The organism is Inquilinus limosus, assembly GCF_051487185.1.
Taxonomy (GTDB): Bacteria; Pseudomonadota; Alphaproteobacteria; order DSM-16000; family Inquilinaceae; genus Inquilinus; species Inquilinus limosus_F.
This window is the reverse complement of sequence record NZ_JAHVDK010000004.1, coordinates 161,854-180,861: the sequence shown is the minus strand read 5'-3', so window position 1 is coordinate 180,861 and position 19,008 is coordinate 161,854. Positions and strand designations below refer to the sequence as shown.

At 70.9% G+C, this 19,008-nt stretch carries 23 protein-coding genes; 10 read left to right on the top strand and 13 right to left on the bottom strand.

What is annotated here, in order from left to right:
* Positions 1–33 precede the first annotated feature (33 nt).
* From ispG to KXR53_RS06195, 5 genes are all read left to right on the top strand, one after another.
* Positions 34–1,170 (top strand): flavodoxin-dependent (E)-4-hydroxy-3-methylbut-2-enyl-diphosphate synthase, encoded by a 1,137-nt coding sequence (gene ispG, locus KXR53_RS06215; protein ID WP_437374231.1) that lies wholly within the window; start codon positions 34–36, stop codon positions 1,168–1,170.
* Positions 1,171–1,244: 74 nt separating this feature from the next.
* A complete protein-coding gene (gene prfA / locus KXR53_RS06210) occupies positions 1,245–2,324 on the top strand; it encodes a peptide chain release factor 1 (protein WP_437374230.1) in 1,080 nt (359 codons plus the stop codon).
* A gap of 2 nt (positions 2,325–2,326) precedes the next feature.
* Entirely contained in the window at positions 2,327–3,193 is an 867-nt protein-coding gene (prmC, locus tag KXR53_RS06205) for a peptide chain release factor N(5)-glutamine methyltransferase (protein ID WP_437374229.1), read from the top strand.
* A gap of 149 nt (positions 3,194–3,342) precedes the next feature.
* Entirely contained in the window at positions 3,343–4,455 is a 1,113-nt protein-coding gene (locus tag KXR53_RS06200) for a DUF4167 domain-containing protein (protein WP_437374228.1), read from the top strand.
* 116 nt (positions 4,456–4,571) lie between these two features.
* The gene (locus tag KXR53_RS06195; RefSeq protein WP_437374227.1) at positions 4,572–5,078 is read left to right on the top strand and encodes a PRC-barrel domain-containing protein; all 507 of its coding nucleotides are present in this window, start codon (positions 4,572–4,574) and stop codon (positions 5,076–5,078) included.
* Between the two features lie 103 nt (positions 5,079–5,181).
* Here the strand turns inward: KXR53_RS06195 and KXR53_RS06190 are convergent, their stop codons facing one another.
* The 8 genes from KXR53_RS06190 to KXR53_RS06155 form a co-directional block, all read right to left on the bottom strand.
* Positions 5,182–6,471: an aminotransferase class III-fold pyridoxal phosphate-dependent enzyme gene (locus KXR53_RS06190; RefSeq protein ID WP_437374226.1), complete on the bottom strand. Its 1,290-nt coding sequence runs from the start codon at positions 6,469–6,471 to the stop codon at positions 5,182–5,184.
* Positions 6,472–6,479: 8 nt separating this feature from the next.
* Entirely contained in the window at positions 6,480–7,247 is a 768-nt protein-coding gene (locus KXR53_RS06185) for a cytidylyltransferase domain-containing protein (protein WP_437374225.1), read from the bottom strand.
* Positions 7,244–8,506: an aldo/keto reductase gene (locus tag KXR53_RS06180; RefSeq protein ID WP_437374224.1), complete on the bottom strand. Its 1,263-nt coding sequence runs from the start codon at positions 8,504–8,506 to the stop codon at positions 7,244–7,246. The genes KXR53_RS06185 and KXR53_RS06180 overlap by 4 nt, the downstream gene beginning before the upstream one ends.
* On the bottom strand, positions 8,503–9,279 hold the full coding sequence (locus KXR53_RS06175; protein ID WP_437374223.1) for a GNAT family N-acetyltransferase: 777 nt from the start codon (positions 9,277–9,279) through the stop codon (positions 8,503–8,505). The genes KXR53_RS06180 and KXR53_RS06175 overlap by 4 nt, the downstream gene beginning before the upstream one ends.
* A 270-nt stretch (positions 9,280–9,549) precedes the next feature.
* On the bottom strand, positions 9,550–10,488 hold the full coding sequence (locus KXR53_RS06170) for an electron transfer flavoprotein subunit alpha/FixB family protein (protein WP_437374222.1): 939 nt from the start codon (positions 10,486–10,488) through the stop codon (positions 9,550–9,552).
* Positions 10,489–10,503: 15 nt separating this feature from the next.
* The gene (locus tag KXR53_RS06165) at positions 10,504–11,253 is read right to left on the bottom strand and encodes an electron transfer flavoprotein subunit beta/FixA family protein (RefSeq protein WP_437374221.1); all 750 of its coding nucleotides are present in this window, start codon (positions 11,251–11,253) and stop codon (positions 10,504–10,506) included.
* Between the two features lie 172 nt (positions 11,254–11,425).
* Positions 11,426–11,911, bottom strand: a complete 486-nt coding sequence (locus KXR53_RS06160; protein WP_437374220.1) for a hypothetical protein — start codon at positions 11,909–11,911, stop codon at positions 11,426–11,428.
* A gap of 75 nt (positions 11,912–11,986) precedes the next feature.
* Complete coding sequence (locus KXR53_RS06155) at positions 11,987–12,583, bottom strand: SCO family protein (RefSeq protein WP_437374219.1); 597 nt, start codon at positions 12,581–12,583, stop codon at positions 11,987–11,989.
* Between the two features lie 99 nt (positions 12,584–12,682).
* Here KXR53_RS06155 and KXR53_RS06150 point away from each other — a divergent pair, with 99 nt between their 5' ends.
* Positions 12,683–12,862 carry a hypothetical protein gene (locus KXR53_RS06150; RefSeq protein WP_437374218.1) on the top strand — a complete coding sequence of 60 codons (180 nt, stop codon included), beginning with the start codon at positions 12,683–12,685 and terminating at the stop codon, positions 12,860–12,862.
* Here KXR53_RS06150 and KXR53_RS06145 read toward each other — a convergent pair.
* Both KXR53_RS06145 and KXR53_RS06140 read right to left on the bottom strand, forming a co-directional pair.
* Positions 12,859–13,746: an AEC family transporter gene (locus KXR53_RS06145; RefSeq protein ID WP_437374217.1), complete on the bottom strand. Its 888-nt coding sequence runs from the start codon at positions 13,744–13,746 to the stop codon at positions 12,859–12,861. The genes KXR53_RS06150 and KXR53_RS06145 overlap by 4 nt on opposite strands.
* Entirely contained in the window at positions 13,743–14,450 is a 708-nt protein-coding gene (locus KXR53_RS06140) for a phosphatase PAP2 family protein (protein WP_437374216.1), read from the bottom strand. The genes KXR53_RS06145 and KXR53_RS06140 overlap by 4 nt, the downstream gene beginning before the upstream one ends.
* 181 nt (positions 14,451–14,631) lie before the next feature.
* On the opposite strand from KXR53_RS06140, the gene KXR53_RS06135 reads away from it, so the two are divergent.
* Genes KXR53_RS06135 through dmeF form a run of 3 tightly spaced genes read left to right on the top strand, consistent with a single transcriptional unit; the run spans position 14,632 to position 16,101 of the window.
* Positions 14,632–14,898: a metal-sensing transcriptional repressor gene (locus KXR53_RS06135; protein ID WP_437374215.1), complete on the top strand. Its 267-nt coding sequence runs from the start codon at positions 14,632–14,634 to the stop codon at positions 14,896–14,898.
* A gap of 7 nt (positions 14,899–14,905) precedes the next feature.
* Positions 14,906–15,091: a hypothetical protein gene (locus KXR53_RS06130; RefSeq protein WP_437374214.1), complete on the top strand. Its 186-nt coding sequence runs from the start codon at positions 14,906–14,908 to the stop codon at positions 15,089–15,091.
* A gap of 17 nt (positions 15,092–15,108) precedes the next feature.
* On the top strand, positions 15,109–16,101 hold the full coding sequence (gene dmeF / locus KXR53_RS06125; protein WP_437374213.1) for a CDF family Co(II)/Ni(II) efflux transporter DmeF: 993 nt from the start codon (positions 15,109–15,111) through the stop codon (positions 16,099–16,101).
* 1 nt (position 16,102) lies between these two features.
* Here the strand turns inward: dmeF and KXR53_RS06120 are convergent, their stop codons facing one another.
* Positions 16,103–17,020, bottom strand: a complete 918-nt coding sequence (locus KXR53_RS06120) for a dipeptidase (RefSeq protein WP_437374212.1) — start codon at positions 17,018–17,020, stop codon at positions 16,103–16,105.
* 205 nt (positions 17,021–17,225) lie between these two features.
* Here KXR53_RS06120 and KXR53_RS06115 point away from each other — a divergent pair, with 205 nt between their 5' ends.
* Entirely contained in the window at positions 17,226–17,927 is a 702-nt protein-coding gene (locus KXR53_RS06115; RefSeq protein ID WP_437374211.1) for a hypothetical protein, read from the top strand.
* Positions 17,928–17,978: 51 nt separating this feature from the next.
* Here KXR53_RS06115 and KXR53_RS06110 read toward each other — a convergent pair whose 3' ends face one another.
* Entirely contained in the window at positions 17,979–18,509 is a 531-nt protein-coding gene (locus KXR53_RS06110; RefSeq protein ID WP_437374210.1) for a peptidylprolyl isomerase, read from the bottom strand.
* Between the two features lie 125 nt (positions 18,510–18,634).
* Positions 18,635–18,874, bottom strand: a complete 240-nt coding sequence (locus KXR53_RS06105) for a type II toxin-antitoxin system VapB family antitoxin (protein WP_437374209.1) — start codon at positions 18,872–18,874, stop codon at positions 18,635–18,637.
* Between the last annotated feature and the right edge of the window lie 134 nt (positions 18,875–19,008).

The window sequence follows — 19,008 nt, the reverse complement described above, 5'->3', positions numbered from 1 at the left end:
GCGCAGCGCCCGCCTAGCATCCAAGGTTCCGTCATGAGCGCCGTCCGCGCCTATCGCCAGATCCAACGCCGGAAGTCCCGCCTGATCCATGTCGGCAAGGTTCCGGTCGGCGGCGATTCGCCGATCACCGTGCAGTCGATGACGAACACCCGGACGACCGACGTCAAGGCGACGATCGAGCAGATCCGGCAGCTCGAGATCGCCGGCGCCGACATCGTCCGCGTCTCCTGCCCGGACGAGGAGTCGAGCGCGGCCCTGAAGCAGATCGTGCCGGAAGTGACCGTGCCGATCGTCGCGGACATCCATTTCCACTACAAGCGCGGCATCGAGGCGGCGCAGAACGGCGCCGCCTGCCTGCGCATCAACCCCGGCAACATCGGCTCGAAGGAGCGGGTGGCCGAGGTGGTGAAGGCGGCGAAGGACCACAACTGCTCGATGCGGATCGGCGTCAATGCCGGCTCGCTCGAGCGCGAGCTTCTGGAGAAGTACGGCGAGCCCTGCCCGGAGGCGATGGTCGAGTCGGCGCTCAACCACATCCGGATCCTCGAGGACCACGACTTCTTCAACTTCAAGATCTCGTGCAAGGCCTCGGACGTGTTCCTGGCCGTTGCCGCCTACCAGGCGCTGGCCGAGGCCTGCGACTACCCGCTGCATATCGGCATCACCGAGGCCGGCGGCCTGCGCAGCGGCACGGTGAAGTCCTCGATCGGCCTCGGCATGCTGCTGTGGTCGGGCATCGGCGACACCGTCCGGGTCTCGCTTTCGGCCGACCCGGTGGAGGAGATCAAGGTCGGCTTCGACCTGCTGAAGTCGCTCGGCCTGCGCCATCGCGGCGTCAACATCGTGTCATGCCCGTCCTGCGCCCGGCAGCAGTTCGACGTGATCAAGACCGTCGAGGTGCTGGAGCAGCGGCTGGCGCACATCACCACCCCGATGACCGTCTCGGTGATTGGCTGCGTCGTCAACGGCCCGGGCGAGGCGACGATGACCGATATCGGCTTCACCGGCGGCGGCAAGGGCACGCATCAGGTCTACGTCAACGGCCTGCCGCACCACCGGCTGAAGGACGAGGGCATCGTCGACCATCTGGTCGCGATGGTCGAAGAGAAGGCCAAAGAGATCGAGGCCGATCGTGCGGCCGCCGAAGCGGCGGCCCAGGCGGCCGAATGACCTTGCGCCTGAGAGGCCGTTAGCGGGCCCGTCGCCTCGTCCGACCGGCCCGTTCCCCCTGATTTGAGCCTTCCGTGCAACTCGACGAAAACCTGAATCGTGTCCTGTCCCGCGTGGCGGAGCTGCGCGACGGCATGGCCTCCGGCAAGCTGCCGCCGGAGCAGTTCACCGCCTATTCCAAGGAATATTCCGAGCTCGAGCCGATCGCCGAGGAGATCGCGGCGCTGCGCCGTGCCCGGGCCGAGCTGGCCCAGCTCGAGTCCATGGCGGCGGCGGAGACGGACCCCGAGATGCGCGCCCTGGCGCAGGAGGAGCTGGCCGCCCTGCGCGAGCGCCTGCCGGCGTTGGAGCGGCGGGTCCAGGTGCTGCTGCTGCCGAAGGACGAGGCCGACGACCGCAACGCCATCCTCGAGGTCCGCGCCGGCACCGGCGGCGACGAGGCGGCGCTGTTCGCCGCCGACCTGTTCCGCATGTATCAGCGCTATGCCGCGATCCGCGGCTGGCGCTTCGAGGCGCTGGACATCGCCGAGACGCCGCTCGGCGGCTACAAGGAGGCGTCGGCCGAGATCAGCGGCCGCGGCGTCTTCGCCCGGCTGAAGTTCGAGAGCGGCGTCCATCGCGTCCAGCGGGTGCCGGAGACCGAGGCCCAGGGCCGGATCCACACCTCCGCCGCGACCGTCGCGGTGCTGCCGGAGGCGGAGGAGGTCGACGTCCAGATCGACGAGAAGGACCTGCGGGTCGACGTGTTCCGGGCCCAGGGCGCCGGCGGCCAGCACGTCAACAAGACCGAGAGCGCGGTCCGCGTCACCCATCTGCCGACCGGCATCGTGGTGGTGATGCAGGACGAGAAGTCCCAGCACAAGAACCGCGCCAAGGCGATGAAGATCCTGCGCGCCCGGTTGTACGAGGCGGAGCGCGCGGCCAAGGACGCGGCCCGGGCGGCCGACCGGCGCAGCCAGGTCGGCTCCGGCGACCGGTCGGAGCGGATCCGCACCTACAACTTCCCACAGGGGCGGGTCACCGACCACCGCATCAACCTGACGCTGTACAAGATCGACCGGGTGATGGCGGGCGAGGCGCTGGACGAGCTGGTCGAGGCGCTGATCGCGGAGGACGAGGCGGCGCGCCTCGCCGCGCTCGCCGACCAGCCCTGAGCATGGCGAAGGTCGCCGAAGCCCTGCGCGGCGGCACCGCCCGGCTGGCCGCAGCCGGGGTCGACAGCGCCATGTCCGATGCCCGCGTCCTGCTGATGGCGGCGCTGGGCTGGGACCGCACCGCCCTGCTGTCGCGCGGCGCCGAGACCCTGCCGGAGGCGGCCGCCGTCCGCTATGCCGGATTCCTGGCGCGCCGGGCCGGGCGCGAGCCGGTGTCGCGGATTCTCGGGCGGCGCGAGTTCTGGAGCCTGGACTTCGCGCTCGGCCCGGCGACGCTGGACCCGCGGCCGGACAGCGAGACGCTGGTCGAGGTGGCGCTGGCGGCCGCGCCGGACCGCGATCTCCGTGTGCTCGATCTCGGCACCGGCACCGGCTGCCTGCTGCTGGCGGTGCTGCACGACCGGCCCGCGGCCTTCGGCGTCGGGGTCGACCGCAGCGAGGCGGCGGCGCGGGTGGCGCGGGAAAACGCGCGCGCGCTGGGCCTGGCGAATCGTGCCGCTTTCCTGGTCGGGGACTGGGCGACGGCGCTGGGCGCCCGCTTCGACCTCGTCTTGTCCAACCCGCCCTATATTCCGGAGGGCGAGATCGCGGCGCTGGAGCCCGAGGTGCGCGATCACGACCCCCGGCTGGCCCTGTCCGGCGGTGCCGACGGACTCGATGCCTATCGCGCCCTGGCGGCGGCGTTGCCGGATCTGCTGACGCCGGGCGGCACGGCCGTGGTCGAGCTCGGCATCGGCCAGGCGCCGGATGTGGCGGAGATGTTCCGCCGGGCGGGGCTTGACATCGACGGCACACCACACGATCTGGGTGGCATACCGCGTTGCGTCGTGGCGAAAAAAGCATTTGGCCAGACGCCGGAATACCGTTAGGGTCCCTTATTCCGTCATTTCCGGGCTTGACCGCGTGAGGCGGCCGCCGTTTCGGCGCCGGAAGCGACGATGACGCTGGGCCCGGCCGCGTCAGGCGGCGGCGAGGGACGGCAGCGCGGCAAACAGCGACCTGCACAGAAGCAAGGCTAATGAGACCAGGACCGAATTCGCGTCGTGCGCGCGGCAGGAACGGCGGTGGTGGCGGTGGCCAGCAGCGCCGGCCGAACGCGCTGCCGAACCGCAACCAGACCATCGACAGCAACGGACCGGACGTCCGCATCCGCGGCAACGTCTTCCAGGTCTATGACAAATACATGGCGCTGGCCCGTGACGCCCAGGCGTCGGGCGACCGCGTGATGGCGGAGAACTACCAGCAGCATGCGGAGCACTATGTCCGCATCATCAACGCCATGAACGAGGCCTACGGCCAGCCGCACCAGCAGCAGAGCCAGGACGGCCGCGAGCAGCCGGGCGTCGATGCCGATTACGACCCGCTGATCAGCCCGCCGCAGCAGCGCCGCGAGTTCGAGCCGCGCGGCGACGGCGGCGACCGCCAGCAGCGCCGCGATTTCGAGCCGCGCGGCGATGGCGAGCGCCCGCAGCGGCGGGAGTTCGAGGGGCGCGGCGAGGGCGGCGACCGTCCGCAGCGCGACCAGGGCTTCCGCGGCGACCGGGAGCACCGGGAGCAGGGCTTCCGCGAAGGCCGCCCGCCGCGCGATCGCGACCAGGGCTTCCGCGACCACAATCGTGATCGCGAGCAGGGCCGCGAGCAGGGCCAGCGTGACCGCTTCGGCGGCCCGCGCGAAGGCCGACCGGACTACCGCGGCGAGCACGTGCCGCCGGCGCCGGTGGATCTGAACGCGCCGCAGCCGCATATCCCGAGCCCGCTGGACTCCGCGCCGGCTGACATCGCCGCCGCTTCGGCCAGCTTCGGCGCCGACCCGCGGGACCAGGAGGTGAGCGGCCTCGACACCGAGCTCGGCCTGCCGGCGTCGATCATCGGCCGTCCCCGCCGCGGGCGTCCGCCGCGGGCCGTCGCCCCGGCCGAGCCCGCTCCGTCGGCGGCTTCGTCGCCGGCGCCGTCGGAACAGCCCGCGGCCCCTGCGGCCGCGCCGTCCCAGCCGGAAGCCTCGGCGCAGCCGGGCCTGCCCGGCGTGGTCGCGACCGAGGAGGCGCCGCCGGCGCCGAAGCGCCGGCCCGGCCGGCCGCGCAAGGTGAAGGCGGCGGAGGAGAGCCCGGCGGAACCGTCGTCGGGCGAGTGACATTCCCGATCCGAACCGAAAGCCCGGCGCTCCGCCGGGCTTTCGTCGTTTCGGGGAACCGCGGCTTCGGACCTCCTGTTGCCTTAACGAGTTCCTCGATGAAAGGAGGACCGATCATGCGCAGGACCTTGTTGGCGGCCGCTTCGGCGGCGGCCCTGCTGGGTCTGCCCGCGATGGCGCAGACACCCGGGACACAGCCTGGGACTCAGCCTCCCGCAACCACAGCGCCGCCGGCTGCGGCCCCCGGCACCACGGTTCCGGAGGGGCAGCAGCAGCTCCCCGACACCCACATGCTCGGCTCTGACCTGATCGATGCCAGCGTGACCAACGCCGCCGGCGATTCGATCGGCAAGACCTCGGACGTGCTGGTCGACAAGAACACCAAGACAGTCGATGCGGTGGTCATCGATGTCGGGGGTTTCCTCGGCATCGGCTCGAAATCCGTGGCCATCCCGCTCGACAAGCTGACGATCGGCGCTCGGCCCGATGAGGGCGTGAAGACCAGCATGACCAAGGAGCAGCTGGAAGCGCTGCCCGCCTTCGAAGGCCGCGAGGCCCAGGAGCCGCCGCCGGCGCCGCCGGCCACCGGCACGATGGGCGGCGGCACCGGTTCGGGCGGCTGATCGTCCGCCCGGCTGATTCGCCGCCGGCAGGGGCGGCGAAAGAGCCACCCCGCGCGATCGGGTTCCAAACCGGTCGGCGGGGTGGTGTCGTTTGGAAAGCCTCTCAGCGCACGCGGAACAGCGGCACCAACGGCTCGCAGCGCAGTTCGGCGCGCACCCGACGTTGCCCGATCGCCGCGGCGAGAATGGCGAACACCTCGTCATAGACGGTCAGCAGCCGGTCGACATCGGCCTGGCTGTGGGCATAGCTCATATTGTGGCTGCCGAGCGAGAGCACGCCGCGGGCGAAGATCTCCTGCAGCCACAGCGTCTTGATCTCGAAGGCGGTGGCGTCCGGCTGGTCCTTGACCGCCAGGAAGGTCCAGGACGGGTGGCCGGACAGCGACAGCACCTCGCCCAGCTTGTGCCGCTCGATCAGCGCCGCGGTGCCGTCGCGCAGGGTCGTGCCCAGCTCCGCCATGTGCCGGGTCACCGGCTCGCGCACCAGCTTGTCCAGCGTCGCCCGGGCCGCGGCCAGCGACAGCGTCTCGCCGCCCATGGTGAAGGAGAAGAAGATCTCCTCCATCAGCATCATCAGGTCGCGCCGGCCGCACACCGCCGACAGCGGATAGCCGTTGGCGATGCCCTTGCCCAGCGTGGTCAGATCGGGGGTGACGCCGAACAGCTCCTGCGCGCCGCCATTGGCGACGCGGAAGCCGGTGATGGTCTCGTCGAACACCAGCACCGCGCCGTGGCGCGTGGCGCGCTCCCGCACCCCTTCCAGATAGCCCTCGGCCGGGAAGGCGACGTTCATCGGCTCCAGCACGATTGCCGCGACCTGGCCGGCATATTCGTCCAGCAGGCGGTCCAGCGCCGGCAAGTCGTTGTAGGGGAAGGTGTGGGTCATCGCCCGGGTGGATTCGGGCACGCCGCGGTGGCGGGCGGTGGCGCCGATATACCAGTCCTGCCAGCCGTGATAGCCGCAGACCAGAACGTGGTCGCGGCCGGTATAGGCGCGGGCGACCCGGACCGCACCGGCGGTGGCGTCCGACCCGTTCTTGCCGAAGCGCACCATCTCGGCCGAGGGCACGACCGCCACCAGCCGCTCCGCCACCTCGGCCTCCAACGGGCTCGACAGGCTGAAGATGGTGCCCTGCTCGACCTGCGCCTTGACCGCGGCGGTGACGTCCGGGTCGTTGTAGCCCAGCGTCACCGACGCCAGGGCGTTGATGAAGTCGATGTATTCGTTGCCGTCGACGTCCCACAGCCGGCTGCCCTGGCCGCGGGCGGCGAAATAGGGCGACACGCCGCGCGGATACTGCGTGATGCTCTTGCTGAAGGTCTGGGCGCCCAGCGGGATGGTCTGCCGGGCCCGGTCGAGCATCGCCTCGGATGCCGCATAGCGTTCTGCCACTTTGATCCTCACGGTTTGGCCAGGGCGGCGTCCTGGGCGAGCGAGCGCTCCAGGCCCTCGTTCCGCCGGTGGACGCGGTTGAGCGCGGCGATCTCCGGATGCGCCGCCAGGAAGGTCAGGATGTCCTCAGTGCCGAAGGCCGGGTTCTTCGGGTACAGCGCGGCATAGACCGCGCGCACCAGGGCCAGGTCCTCCGGCGTGTCGACGGTCCAGCGCTGGTCCGACAGGTCGGTCTCACCGACCAGGCTGCCCAGGCGAAACCGCTCCGGCCGCGTATAGATGAAACTGGTGACGTGCTCCCGTTCCGACGGCAGCGTCGCCTCGCGCCAGGCCGCCTCCAGCACCTCGGCGCGCATCACCTCGGCGTCCAGACCGTCGGGATAGCGCGGCGTCAGGGTGTTGCAGGAATAGTCGTAGCCGCCGGCGACATGCAGCTCGACCAGGGCGTCGATGAGGTCCGGGTCGGTCAGCGGGCAGTCGGCGGTCAGGCGCACGATCTGCTCCGCCCCCCGGCCGGCCGCGGCGGCGTGGAAACGGTCCAGCACGTCGTCCAGGCTGCCTCGGAAACATTCGACGCCGATCCGGGCGCTGAGACTCGCCAGCGCGTCGTCCGCGGCCTCGGTGCTGGTCGCCAGCACCAGCCGGTCGAGCGTCCGGCAGCGTCGCAGCCGCTCGATCTGCCGCGCCAGCATCGGCTCGCCGAGCAGGTCGGCCATCACCTTGCCGGGCAGCCGCGACGACGACATCCGCGCCTGCAGGATCGCCAGCACCGTCATGTCCGCTCCCAATAGCTCTTGTCGTCCAGGATGAAGCGCCCCTCCGCCCGGGTCCAGCCGGCGCGCGCGAAGGGCCCTGCCTCTATCGCGACCAAGCGGCGCAGGCCGAGCTGCTCGAAGGCCATACGCGCGGTCAGCGCCACCGCCTCGTCCTGCCAGGCGGTGGGCATCCCCTCGGCATCCTGCAGGGCGATCGCAGCCTCGCCCGCGGTGCGGTCGATCGGGCCGATCAGGACGGTCCCGGCCGGGGCGCCGCCCTCCTTCGCCTGCACCGCCAGGACCGTGCCGTCGCCGGAGGCCGCCGGCCGCAGCGCCACGGCGGTGCCCGTCAGGATCGCGACCGGCCGGTCGCCGGACGGCCACAGCGCCGGGTTCAGCACCAGGTCGTCGACGGACCGGACCGGCGCCATCGGCGGCGGGGGCGCGGCGGCGGCCCGCAGGATGCCGGCCAGCTCCTCCGGCCGGGTCACGCCGACCAGGGCGGTGCCGATCTCCGGCCGCCCGATCACGGCGCCCAGCGCCGCGGCCAACGGCTCGGCCCCTGCGGCGGCGACGGCGTCGCGCCAGCGCCCGACCAGGGCCTCGGCCTGCGGCGAGACCCGGGCGGCGCGGTCGGGCGGGGCCAGCAGCAGCCCCTGCAGGAAGGCGGAGCGGGCATGCAGCTCGATCCCCCGCCCGGCCAGCACCGCCAGCCGGGACGGGGTGATGCGCCCGTCGACCGCGTTCCAGGGCAGCTGCACGATGTCGAGCGGATAACGGTCCAGCAGGGCGTCGAGCTGCCCGGCGCTGTAGATCGACGCGCCGATGCGCTCGACCTCCCCGGCCCGCTTCAGATCCTCCATCGCTGCCCACAGCGCCGGTCCGCCGGGCCGCAGCAGGTCGTTGGCGTTGTGCGTCAGGAGGCCGGCGAGCCGGTCGCAGCGCAGCTTCGCCCGCGACCCGGCGAAGGCGTCGAGGACGGCGCGCCGGATCTGGCCGGCATCGCGCAGCCCGGTCAGATGCGGCGTCTTGGTGACGATGCGGAAGCGGTGCGCCGCCGGCAGCACCTCGCCCAGCACCTGCTCGGCGGTGCCGTAGGCTGGGGCGGTGTCCAGGACGGCGATGCCGGCCGCGGCCGCCGCCTCCAGGATCGCCGCCACGTCCTCGGGCGGGCAGACGCCGCGGTCGTTGGCGATGCCGTAGTCGAGCCCGAACTGGGCGGTGCCGAGGCCGAGCGCCGCGGCGCCGCGCCAGGGCGAGGCAATCGGCGCGGCGCTCACGATCCGGCCAGGCGGCGTCTCGGCGCGGCCTCGGTGTCCTCGGCTTCCAGGACGCGGCGTTCGAAATCCTCGATCTCGGTCTTGTACCGGGGCAGCTCGCGTTCCAGGAACTCGGCGAGACGGCTGGCGAAGCCGTGCTCGGGCAGGGCCTTGACCAGACGCAGCATGGCCTCGTTGCCGGGCCAGTACTGGCCGCCGCGCCGGGCCTTCAGCGCCTCGTAATCCTCGTACAGGCAGCTGATCACGACCGCGTTGTTGACCGTCTCGCGCCCCTTCACGAAACCGCGCCGCATCAGCCCGTCGGTGAAGTAGCCCAGCAGCTCCAGCCGCTGATTCCAGCGCGCCAGGGCCGGATGGGCCTGGCCGGCCCAGATCCGGTCCAGCCCCATGCGCTGGAAGGCATGCTCGGTCACCCGGGCCATGGCCTCCAGCTGCATCAGCTGCCGTGCCGGCAGCTGCTTGCCGATCACCATCGCGATCTGCGCCGAACGCGACACCCAGTCGATCGAGGACAGCGAGATGACGCCGTAGAGCGGCCCGCCGCCCTTGCCGCAGACCAGCGCGGCGAAGCGGTCGCGCTTGCGGATCGAGTCCAGGAAGGCGCGTTGGTCCTCGACATGGTTCGGGAAGATGCCCTGGGCCAGCCAGCGCGTCGTCCGGGCGTCGTTGAACCAGTCGGTCCAGCCATCCGTGATCGCCGCCTCGGACGGGACGCAGAGATCGAGGGTCTCGCCTTCGATGAAGACGGAATAGCGCGGCGTCTCATCCGGCATCCGGACGGATCCTTCTGCTGCTCTGCGGTCGCATGCGCGATTCGGCCCGGAGCCTGCCGGAAATTGTCTTGCCCTGGCGCAGCACGATAGGCAAATCGGCGATCCGCAATCGGTGGTCGAAAACGCCCTAGCAGCGGACAACCGGTCCGTCCTGTCAAGGGGAACAAGACCGCCGTCCGCCATATCCCGATATGGACCGGCCGGCAGCAAGAAGGCGCATCGCGAAGGATGCGCCTTCCCCGTCGCGAGAGATGGGCCGGAGGGCGGCGCTCAGCCCTTCTTCAGCTCGGCCTCGAGCTCCGGGATCACCTTGAACAGGTCGCCGACCAGGCCGTAATCGGCGACCTGGAAGATCGGCGCCTCCTCGTCCTTGTTGATGGCGACGATCACCTTCGAATCCTTCATGCCGGCCAGGTGCTGGATCGCGCCGGAGATGCCGACGGCGATGTACAGCTCCGGCGCCACCACCTTGCCGGTCTGCCCGACCTGGTAGTCGTTCGGCACGTAGCCGGCGTCGACCGCGGCGCGGCTGGCGCCGATCGCGGCGCCGAGATGGTCGGCGATGCCCTCGAGGATCTTGAAGTTCTCGGCCGAGCCGAGGGCGCGGCCGCCGGAGATCACGATCCGGGCCGAGGTCAGCTCCGGCCGCTCGGACTTGGTCAGCTCCTGGCCGACGAAGCTCGACAGGCCGACGTCGGGCTTGGCCTCGATGGTCTCGATCGCGGCCGATCCGCCCTCGGCCGCGGCCGATTCGAAAGCGGTGCCGCGCACCGTGATCACCTTGATCGGGTCGGCCGACTGCACCGTGGCGATGGCATTGCCGGCATAGATCGGCCGCTCGAAGGTGTCCGGCGCGTCGACCGCGGTGATGTCCGAGATCTGCTGCACGTCCAGCAGCGCGGCGACACGCGGCAGCAGGTTCTTGCCGGCGCTGGTCGCGGTCGCCAGGACATGGCTGTAGCCCTTGGCCAGGTCGGCGACGAGCGGCGCCACGGTCTCGGCCAGCTGGTGCTCCAGCGCCGGGGCCTCGGCCAGCAGCACCTTGCCGACCCCGGCCACCTTGGCCGCGGCCTCGGCCGCCGGGCGGGCGCCGGATCCGGCGACCAGGACGTGGATGTCGCCGCCGATCTTCTGCGCCGCGGTGACGGCGTGCAGCGTGGCGGGCTTCAGCGTGGCGTTGTCGTGCTCGGCAACGATCAGGATCGACATGGTGCTTCCCCGCCCTCAGATCACGCGCGCTTCGGTCTTCAGCTTGGCCACCAGCTCCTGCACGCTGGCGACCTTGACGCCGCCCTTGCGTTTCGGCGGCTCGACCACCTTCAGCGTCTTCAGCCGCGGTGCCGGGTCGACGCCGAGGTCGGCCGGGCTCAGGGTGTCGAGCTGCTTCTTCTTCGCCTTCATGATGTTCGGCAGCGAGGCGTAGCGCGGCTCGTTCAGGCGCAGATCGGTGGTGACGATCGCCGGCAGCTTGACCCGGATGGTCTCGAGGCCGCCATCGACCTCGCGGGTCACCAGCGCGGCGCCGTCCTCGACCACCAGCTTCGAGGCGAAGGTCGCCTGGCCCCAGCCCAAGAGGGCCGCCAGCATCTGGCCGGTCTGGTTGGCGTCGTCGTCGATCGCCTGCTTGCCCAGGATCACCAGCTGCGGCTGCTCGCGCTCGACCAGCGCCTTCAGCAGCTTGGCGACGGCCAGCGGCTGCAGCTCGGCATCGGTCTGCACCAGGAGCCCGCGGTCGGCGCCCATGGCCAGGGCGGTGCGGATCGTCTCCTGCGACTGGGCCGGCCCGATCGAGACTGCCACGACCTCGGTCGCCTTGCCCGCCTCCTTGATCCGGATCGCCTCCTCGACCGAGATCTCGTCGAAGGGGTTCATCGACATCTTGACGTTCGCCAGGTCGACGCCCGACCCGTCGGCCTTGACCCGGACCTTGACGTTGAAGTCGATCACCCGTTTGACCGGGACCAGGATCTTCATCGGCTCGCACTCCATGGGACGGCGCGCTTTCCGCGCTGCAATATGACGCTTTTAGTGCCCGCGGCCGGGATCGGCAACCGGCGCGGGCGGATTGCGAACAGAGGCCCGATTTCCGAGGCCCGGGTCCATCCGATCCGCGACGGTTTGTGCTCCGCCGCCGACGGCCGGTCGGCTACTGCGCCGGCTGGCCGGGGTCGAAGGTCGGCCCGCCCATGCAGGGCGCGACGATGTCGGAGCACGACGCGGTGCGGAAATAGCCGCCGGAGGTGCGGTAGCGGACATCGGCGACCCGGCCGTCGACCAGGGTGAAGGTGGCCTCGCAGTAGTTCGGGTCCAGGGTGCTGGTGCCGACCGGCATGCCGACCCCGCGGTTGACCGGGTTGACGCCCATGGCGGTCCCGGCGGTGCTGCCGCCGAAGCCGCCGACGCCGGCGGCCTCGTCCGCGCTCATCCCGGCGCTCTGATAGGTCAGGTACCGGGTGTTGCCGTCGCTACGGCTGCGGGCGGGCGTGCCAGCGCAGGCCAGCAGCTGCGCCTCGCTGGTGCCGACCAGGTCGCTCTGGGCCGCCAGCGCCTGCTGCTGCCGGGCCTCGCGCTCGGAGCAGCCGTTGAGGACGAGGAAGGCGATCCCGGCCAGGACGGCGTGGCGAAGGGTCATGAGGGCGACTCCCGAGAGCGAAGGAAGGGTCCGGTTACGATAGCACGCCGGGCGCGATCGCAACCCCGCTTCCGGTCACAATTGCTTGCCGATGCGCTGGGCCATGTCCTGCGGCGACAGCTGCGGCGGCAGGATGTCCAGCACCTGCCAGTCCGGCCCCATCAGATAGATGAAGGCGGAATGGTCCATCGAGTAGGAGCCGTCCTTCTGCGGCGCCTTCTGGTAATAGACGCGGAACGCCTTGGCCGCCTTGGCGATCTGCTCCGGCGTGCCGGTCAGGCCGACCATGCGGGGATGAAAGGCCTGGGCGTATTGGCCGACCACATCGGGCGTGTCGCGCTCCGGGTCCACGGTGATGAAGACCGGCACCACACCGTCAGCCTTCGGCCCCAGCGTGTCCAGTGCCGCCGCCATGGTCGACAGCTCGGTCGGGCAGACGTCCGGGCAGTTGGTGAAGCCGAAGAAGACCAGCGCGTCCTTGCCGGCGAAGTCCTTCTCGGTGACCGGCTTGCCGGCCTGGTCGACCAGCGCGATCGGGCCGCCGACCGAGCCGAAGCCCTGGCCGGTGACGCCGCGGCCGCCCGGCGGGCCCAGCCAGAAGGCGACGGCCGCCGCGATGGCGAGGGCGGGCACGGCCAGCGCCAAGGCCCGCAGGATCCGCTTCGTCCACATCTCGACCGGCCGTCCTCCTTGCCTCATATGGTGCTGTCATAGGCGCCGCGCCGTCCGTACGGAAGCGCGCGCGGCGTCGCAGAACGGACGGACGATAGCATGGCGGACAGAAACCGGGCGCAGCCGGCCGCGGCCAGCGGCGCGGCGGATGCGGAAAGCGGCTCGGCCGGCGGCGACGACCGCCGCCAGGCCCTGGCGGCGCTGGAGGTGATGCGCCGGCGCGGCCTGATCGACCAGGCGACCTACGAGGCGCGGCGTCGGGAGATCGAGGGCTCCTAGCCCATCAGCACGGCCAGCAGTACGGGCAGGGTCAGCAGGCTGATGGCGGTGCCGACCACGACGGCGCCGGCCACCTCCTCCACCGGGCCGCCGTAGCGGGCGGCGAACAGGTAGTTGAACACCGCCGGCGGCATGGCCGATTGCAGGATCAGCACGGCCGCGGTCGGGTGCGGGATGTCGAACAGCCAGACCACGCCGATGCCGGCGCCAAGGCCGAGGACCAGGCGCAGCCCCGCCAGCCACAGGGCGTGGCCGAGATTGGCGATGCGCAGGCTGGCCAGCGACACGCCGAGCGCGATCAGCATCAGCGGCAGGGTGACACCGCCCAGCAGCTCGGTCGCATTGGCCAGCCAGCGCGGCGTCTCGATGCCGCCGGCGGCGAAGACGATCGCCAGCAGGATGGCGTAGATCGTCGGCGTCTTCACGATCTCGGTCCACCGGCTGTGGCCGGAGGCGCAGGAGACGCCGACGGTGAATTGCAGCATGGTCATGGCGGCGGAGAAGGGCAGGGCCAGCGCCAGCCCTTCGTCGCCGAAGGCGAAATAGGCGATCGGCAGGCCGAGATTACCGGCGTTCGGCAGCATCACCGTCGGCAGCAGCGGCCGCACCTTGCGGCCCGAGAGGTGCAGCGCCAGCCCGCCGACCAGGCCGCAGGCGAAGACCGACAGCATGGCCAGGCCGGCCTGGCCGATGATCTCGCCGGCCGGGACGTGGAACCTGGTCAGGGTCGAGAACACCAGGCAGGGCGAGCCGACATAGGTCACGAGGCGGGTGACGAAGCCGAGATCGAACGGGTGGCGCGACCGGGCCCAGACATAGCCGACCCCGGCCGACGCGATCACCGGCGCCAGCACCGGGATCAGGGCGGCGATCAGCGCGATCATCGGGTCACCGTCACCGGCCCGCCGGTGGCCTCGACGCAGCGGCGGACGGCCAGCGCCACGACCACGCCCAGCCAGGCGCCGGCGACGATGTCGGCCGGGTAGTGCGAGGTGACGACCACCCGGCTCAGCGCCACCAGCCCGCCGAGCAGGGCGAAGGCCCAGCCCCAGCGCGGGAACAGGATCGCGAGCGCGGTCATCGCCGTGGCCATGGTCTGGGCATGGCCGGAGGGGAAGCTGTTCGAGAACAGGTCCCAGCCGAAGGGATGCGGCGCGAAGGCGTCGTGGCGGAAGAGGTGGCGCGGCCGCGGCCGGCCGATCACGGCCTTCAGCATCCAGTTGGTCAGGGTCGTGGTCAGCAGCGCCACCAGCATGAAGCCGAAGCCGCGAGCGCGCTTCAGCCGCTGCTTCCGAACGTCGCCATAGGCGGCCAGGAAGGCGGCGAAGCGAAAGCCCAGCCAGCCCAGGACCGCCAGCGCGTACCACCAGACGCCCAGGCCGATATCGGTGAAGATCTTCACCGCGGCGATGATGTCGGAGCCGCGATGCGTCTCGAACCACAGCGCCGCCGGCCGGTCGGCGAAGGCGACCAGCAGCAGGCAGAGCGCGCCGACCGCGAGGCCGCTGGCCAGGACCGGCCGTCCGGCCAGGCCGAACCGGCCCGCCGGGCCCGGCCCCGATGCCGCTATGATCTCCGATGGACCCACTGCCCCTCCGATATGTCCGTCGTTTACGACGGATCGGCGCGTTCGGGAAACGGCGTTCCGGTCATCCGAGGGTCGCGCAAATGGAAGTGCTCCGGCGGGCATCCGCGCTCCAGCGCGCGTCGGTCCAACTGTCGCGGGCACCATTCTTGCTATATCCCCTCCAGGGGGATAGGTTCATGCCATGAGCCATGCCAACAATCCCGAGATCCTGGGCCGGCTGAAGCGGGCCCAGGGCCATCTCGCCGCGACGCTGCGCATGGTCGAGGCCGGCGAGGACGGCCTCGCCATCGCCCAGCAGCTCCAGGCCGTGATCAAGGCAGTGGAGAAGGCGAAGACCATGCTGATCCTCGACCATGTCGACCATTGCGTCGCGCATCTCTCCAACGGGTCGGCCGAGGGCCGGGAAGCCCATCTCGCGTCGCTGCGCGAGATCACCAAATATCTATGAGGGCGCCATGTGCTGCCGCGTCGCCGTCGAACGGGTCTATCGTGAACTCTGCGCCCGGGCCGAGCCGCCGGAATGGGCCTTCCAGGCGGCGCTGAGGCTGTATCGCCACAACCACCCGGACGTGCCGGTCGAGGTGGCGCAGCGCGACGTCTGCGACTGGACCGGCCATCCGGCCCTGCTCATGCTCCACTGAGCTCGCGGGAGGCGCCGATGCACAGCCATTCCCTGGACGCCTGGCGGCACGACCATCTGTTCCTGGGCGCCGACCATGCCCGCAACGAGCGCCGCACCCGCTGGGTGGTGGCGCTGACCGCGGCGATGATGGTGGGCGAGATCGTCGGTGGCCTCGCCTTCGGCTCGATGGCGTTGCTTGCCGACGGGCTGCACATGGCGACCCATGCCGGGGCGCTCGGCGTCGCGGCCCTGGCCTATCGCTACGCCCGCCGGCATGCCCGCGACCCGCGCTTCGCCTTCGGCACCGGCAAGCTCGGCGACCTCGCCGGCTTCGCCAGCGCCCTGGTGCTGGCGGTGATCGCCGTCGGCATCGGCTGGGAATCAGCGGTGCGTCTCCTGAACCCGGTCGACATCGCCTATGACCAGGCGATCGTCATCGCCGTGGTCGGCCTTGCCGTCAACCTCGCCAGCGCCTGGCTGCTGCACGACGAGGGCCATCATCATCACGGTCATGGCCACCATCATCACGACCACGATCACGACCACCACCACGATCACGGGCATCACCATGCCCACGGGCACCATGCCCATGACCGCGACCACAATCTGCGTGCGGCCTATTTCCACGTGCTGGCCGATGCCGTGACCTCGGTCGGCGCCATCCTCGGCCTGCTCGCCGGTCGGCTCTACGGCTGGGCCTGGATGGACCCGCTGATGGGGATCGTCGGCGGCGTCATGATCGCGCGCTGGTCCTGGGGCCTCTTGCGCGACTCGGGGGCGGTGCTGCTCGACACCGTGCCCGACCCCGGCCTCGCCGAGGCGATCCGGGGCCGGCTCGAGACCGACGGCGACCGCGTCGCCGACCTGCATCTCTGGCGCGTCGGCCCCGGCCACGCCGCCGCGATCGTCGCGCTGGTCAGCGACCACCCGCAGCCGCCGGCGCAGTACAAGGCCCGGCTCGGCGGCCTGCCCGGCCTGTCGCATGTGACCGTCGAGGTGAACCGCTGCGATCACCGCGCGGCTGCGTGATCTACCCCCAAGCCGCTTCGGCCGCGCGCAAAAAATTGCCGCCGAGGATGCCCAGAACGTCTGCCTCGCCGTAGCCGCGGCGCAGCAGGATCTCGGCCAGCTCCGGCAGCTGCTCCGGCTGCACCAGGGCGATGGCGCTGTGCGCCGTGCCGTAGCCGGCCTCGGGCGGCCACCAATAGGCGCGGTCGCGGCCGGGCGGCGCATCGTCCACCTCCGGCGCGAACAGGAAGTCCAGGCCGATGCCGACATGGGCAGCGCCGACCAGCTGGGCGACGTGATCGATGTGCCGTGCCACCGTCTCGCTCCTGGCGTCGCCGAGGAACAGGCTGATGCCGTTGATGCCGACCACCCCGCCGGTGGCGGCGCAGGCGCGGATCTGCTCGTCGGTGATGTTGCGCGGATGGTCGATCAGGGCGCGCGGATTGGCGTGGCTGAACACCACCGGCCGGGTCGAGGCCGCCATGATGTCCAGGCTGCTGCGATGCCCGGTGTGGGAGCAGTCCAGCAGCATGCCGACGCGGTTGATCTCGGCCACCAGGGCCCGGCCGAAGGCGGGCAGCGGGATGTCCTCGTCGTGGCAGCCGCCGGCGGCCGGATTGTTGCGGTTGTAGGCGAAGTGGATCTGGCGCACGCCGAGATCGTGGTAGAGGCCGACCATGGCGAGATCGCCCATCAGCGGCAGCGCGCCCTCCAGGTCGAAGCTGACGGCCAGGCGCCCGGCCGCCTTGGCGGCGCGGATCTCGGCGACGCTGCCGGCCAGCGCGTAATCCTCGGGGTGGCGGCGGATCCAGTCGCGGAAATGGGCGACGGTGCGAATCACCCGGTCCAGCGGCGTCATGTCCATGCCGATGTTGATCGAGACGTAGTCGATCCCGGCCGCCTTGTACCGGGCCAGCAGCGAGACGTCGGCATCGGGCACCAGCGGCAGGCAGCTCCCAGACCAGGGCGCGGTCGTACAGGGTGGGCATGGCGGTCTCCGGTCGAGCCAGTCGCTTCAGCCCAGACCGAGCCGTCGCCGTGGTCAAGCGCGATCGGGCCTGCGGCGGATTGCCGTGGCGCCTTCCGGCCGCTATGCAGCCATCCTTCGCCGCGCCGGTCCTGGCCCGAGCGACATGAGGAGACCGATGCTGCGCCGCCTGCCGATCGCCGCCGCCGCTGCCGCCCTGGCGCTGACGGGTCCACTCGCCCTGGCCCGGGCCGAGGTGGCGAGCGGGCAGGAGGCCGGCGTCGCCGCCCTGTCCGACCGCCTCGCGCTGACCGCCCTGGTGCAGTCGCTGCGCGCCGGGCTCGGCGCCACCGACAGCGCCACCCTGTTCCTGGAGGAGTGGTGCGGCCGCTACGGCCTGGCGCCCGCGGCGAAGATCGTGGCGAAGCGCGTGCCCGGCGAGGCACCGCTGACCGAGCAGCAGCGGCAGGAGCTGGAGATCGATCGTGACGAGCCCGTGGTCTACCGCCGGGTCCAGCTGGTCTGTGGCGACCAGGTGCTGTCCGAGGCCGACAACTGGTACCTGCCAAGCCGGCTGACGCCGGAGATCAACCGGCAGCTGACCGAGACCGACACGCCCTTCGGCCGCGCCATCCGGCCGCTCGGGCCGTCGCGCCGGACCCTGTCCTCGACCGTGCTGTGGCAGGCGCTGCCGGAGGGGTGGGAGCGGATGCCGGCCGACCGGCTGGCCGGCTGGGCCGCCGCGGCGCCGGCCCCGTCCTACGACCCCGCCGCCCCGCTGTTCGAGAACCGTGCCCTGGTGCTGCGCCAGGACGGCAAGCCGATCTCCGAGGTGCGCGAGACCTATAAGATGGCGCTGATCGCCTTCCGCTTCCGCTGAAATAGAGAAGCCCGGCCGAGGGCCGGGCTTCGCTTCGATCGGTCGGGTCGGTTATTTGGCGTCGGCCGCGACCTGCAGCTTGACGATCTTGTCCGGGTTGGCCGGCGGCTCGCCGCGCTTGATCTTGTCGACGAACTCCATGCCCTCGACCACCTGGCCCCAGACGGTGTACTGGCCGTTCAGGAAGTGGCCGGGCGCGAACATGATGAAGAACTGGCTGTCGCCGCTGTTCGGATCCTGCGCCCGGGCCATGCCGACGGTGCCGCGGTCGAAGGGCTGCTGGCTGAACTCGGCCGGCAGCTTCTGGCCGGAGCCGCCCATGCCGGTGCCGGTCGGATCGCCGGTCTGGGCCATGAAGCCCTCGATCACGCGGTGGAAGACGATCCCGTCATAGAAGCCCTGGCGCACCAGCTCCTTGATCCGGGCGACGTGCTTGGGCGCCAGGTCGGGTCGCAGCTCGATCACCACCCGGCCATAGGTCAGGTCGAGATAGAGCGTGTTTTCGGGGTCGCGGGCCGAAGCCCCTTGGGTGATGGCCATGGCGAGGAGAAGGCTCCCGAGAAGTTGCAGGAAACGCGTCATGCGCAGGGCGCTCCAGACGGTCGCGAGAAGTGGGCGAGAAACAAGCACGGGCGGCGCCGCGGCACAACCCGGTGCGGCATGCGGCCCCGATTCCGTAGCCGACCTCGCCAGAGGTGCCGGCGAGTTCAAAGGCTGCCGCCCTGGTCGTCGAAGAATGCTTTGTCCGCCTTCAGCCCTGTTTTCGGATAGGCCGCATATCGGTCGCCGATGGCACGCAGCCGATCGACAAGGGAAGCCGTCTCCGTCATCCGGAGGTATTCGTTCTGGCCTGCTTCGCGGATGGTTTCGGCCAGACTCTTCTGCTTCAGCTTGGCGAGACGCCGTACAGCGGCCTCAGTCGCCTCATCTTTGATGAAGAAGGCCATTTCAGGATCTCCGCTTATACGAACAGTAGAGATTTTAACCCGCCTCTCCAAATCGAAACCGTCATCGCGAGGCGCGCAGCGCCGTGGCGACCCAGGGGGCCGTGCCACTGGATTGCCGCGCCTCTTCGGGGCTC

Coding starts and splice junctions, on each gene's coding strand:
- KXR53_RS06175 (WP_437374223.1), bottom strand. CDS start 9,279: ATGCCGGATGAGACGCCGCGCTATTCCGTCTTCATCGAAGGCGAGACC.
- KXR53_RS06110 (WP_437374210.1), bottom strand. CDS start 18,509: ATGACGCGTTTCCTGCAACTTCTCGGGAGCCTTCTCCTCGCCATGGCC.
- KXR53_RS06145 (WP_437374217.1), bottom strand. CDS start 13,746: ATGATCGCGCTGATCGCCGCCCTGATCCCGGTGCTGGCGCCGGTGATC.
- KXR53_RS06135 (WP_437374215.1), top strand. CDS start 14,632: ATGAGCCATGCCAACAATCCCGAGATCCTGGGCCGGCTGAAGCGGGCC.
- KXR53_RS06160 (WP_437374220.1), bottom strand. CDS start 11,911: ATGACCCTTCGCCACGCCGTCCTGGCCGGGATCGCCTTCCTCGTCCTC.
- KXR53_RS06195 (WP_437374227.1), top strand. CDS start 4,572: ATGCGCAGGACCTTGTTGGCGGCCGCTTCGGCGGCGGCCCTGCTGGGT.
- prmC (WP_437374229.1), top strand. CDS start 2,327: ATGGCGAAGGTCGCCGAAGCCCTGCGCGGCGGCACCGCCCGGCTGGCC.
- KXR53_RS06200 (WP_437374228.1), top strand. CDS start 3,343: ATGAGACCAGGACCGAATTCGCGTCGTGCGCGCGGCAGGAACGGCGGT.
- KXR53_RS06105 (WP_437374209.1), bottom strand. CDS start 18,874: ATGGCCTTCTTCATCAAAGATGAGGCGACTGAGGCCGCTGTACGGCGT.
- KXR53_RS06150 (WP_437374218.1), top strand. CDS start 12,683: ATGGCGGACAGAAACCGGGCGCAGCCGGCCGCGGCCAGCGGCGCGGCG.
- KXR53_RS06130 (WP_437374214.1), top strand. CDS start 14,906: ATGTGCTGCCGCGTCGCCGTCGAACGGGTCTATCGTGAACTCTGCGCC.
- dmeF (WP_437374213.1), top strand. CDS start 15,109: ATGCACAGCCATTCCCTGGACGCCTGGCGGCACGACCATCTGTTCCTG.
- KXR53_RS06155 (WP_437374219.1), bottom strand. CDS start 12,583: ATGTGGACGAAGCGGATCCTGCGGGCCTTGGCGCTGGCCGTGCCCGCC.
- KXR53_RS06185 (WP_437374225.1), bottom strand. CDS start 7,247: ATGACGGTGCTGGCGATCCTGCAGGCGCGGATGTCGTCGTCGCGGCTG.
- KXR53_RS06165 (WP_437374221.1), bottom strand. CDS start 11,253: ATGAAGATCCTGGTCCCGGTCAAACGGGTGATCGACTTCAACGTCAAG.
- ispG (WP_437374231.1), top strand. CDS start 34: ATGAGCGCCGTCCGCGCCTATCGCCAGATCCAACGCCGGAAGTCCCGC.
- KXR53_RS06170 (WP_437374222.1), bottom strand. CDS start 10,488: ATGTCGATCCTGATCGTTGCCGAGCACGACAACGCCACGCTGAAGCCC.
- KXR53_RS06115 (WP_437374211.1), top strand. CDS start 17,226: ATGCTGCGCCGCCTGCCGATCGCCGCCGCCGCTGCCGCCCTGGCGCTG.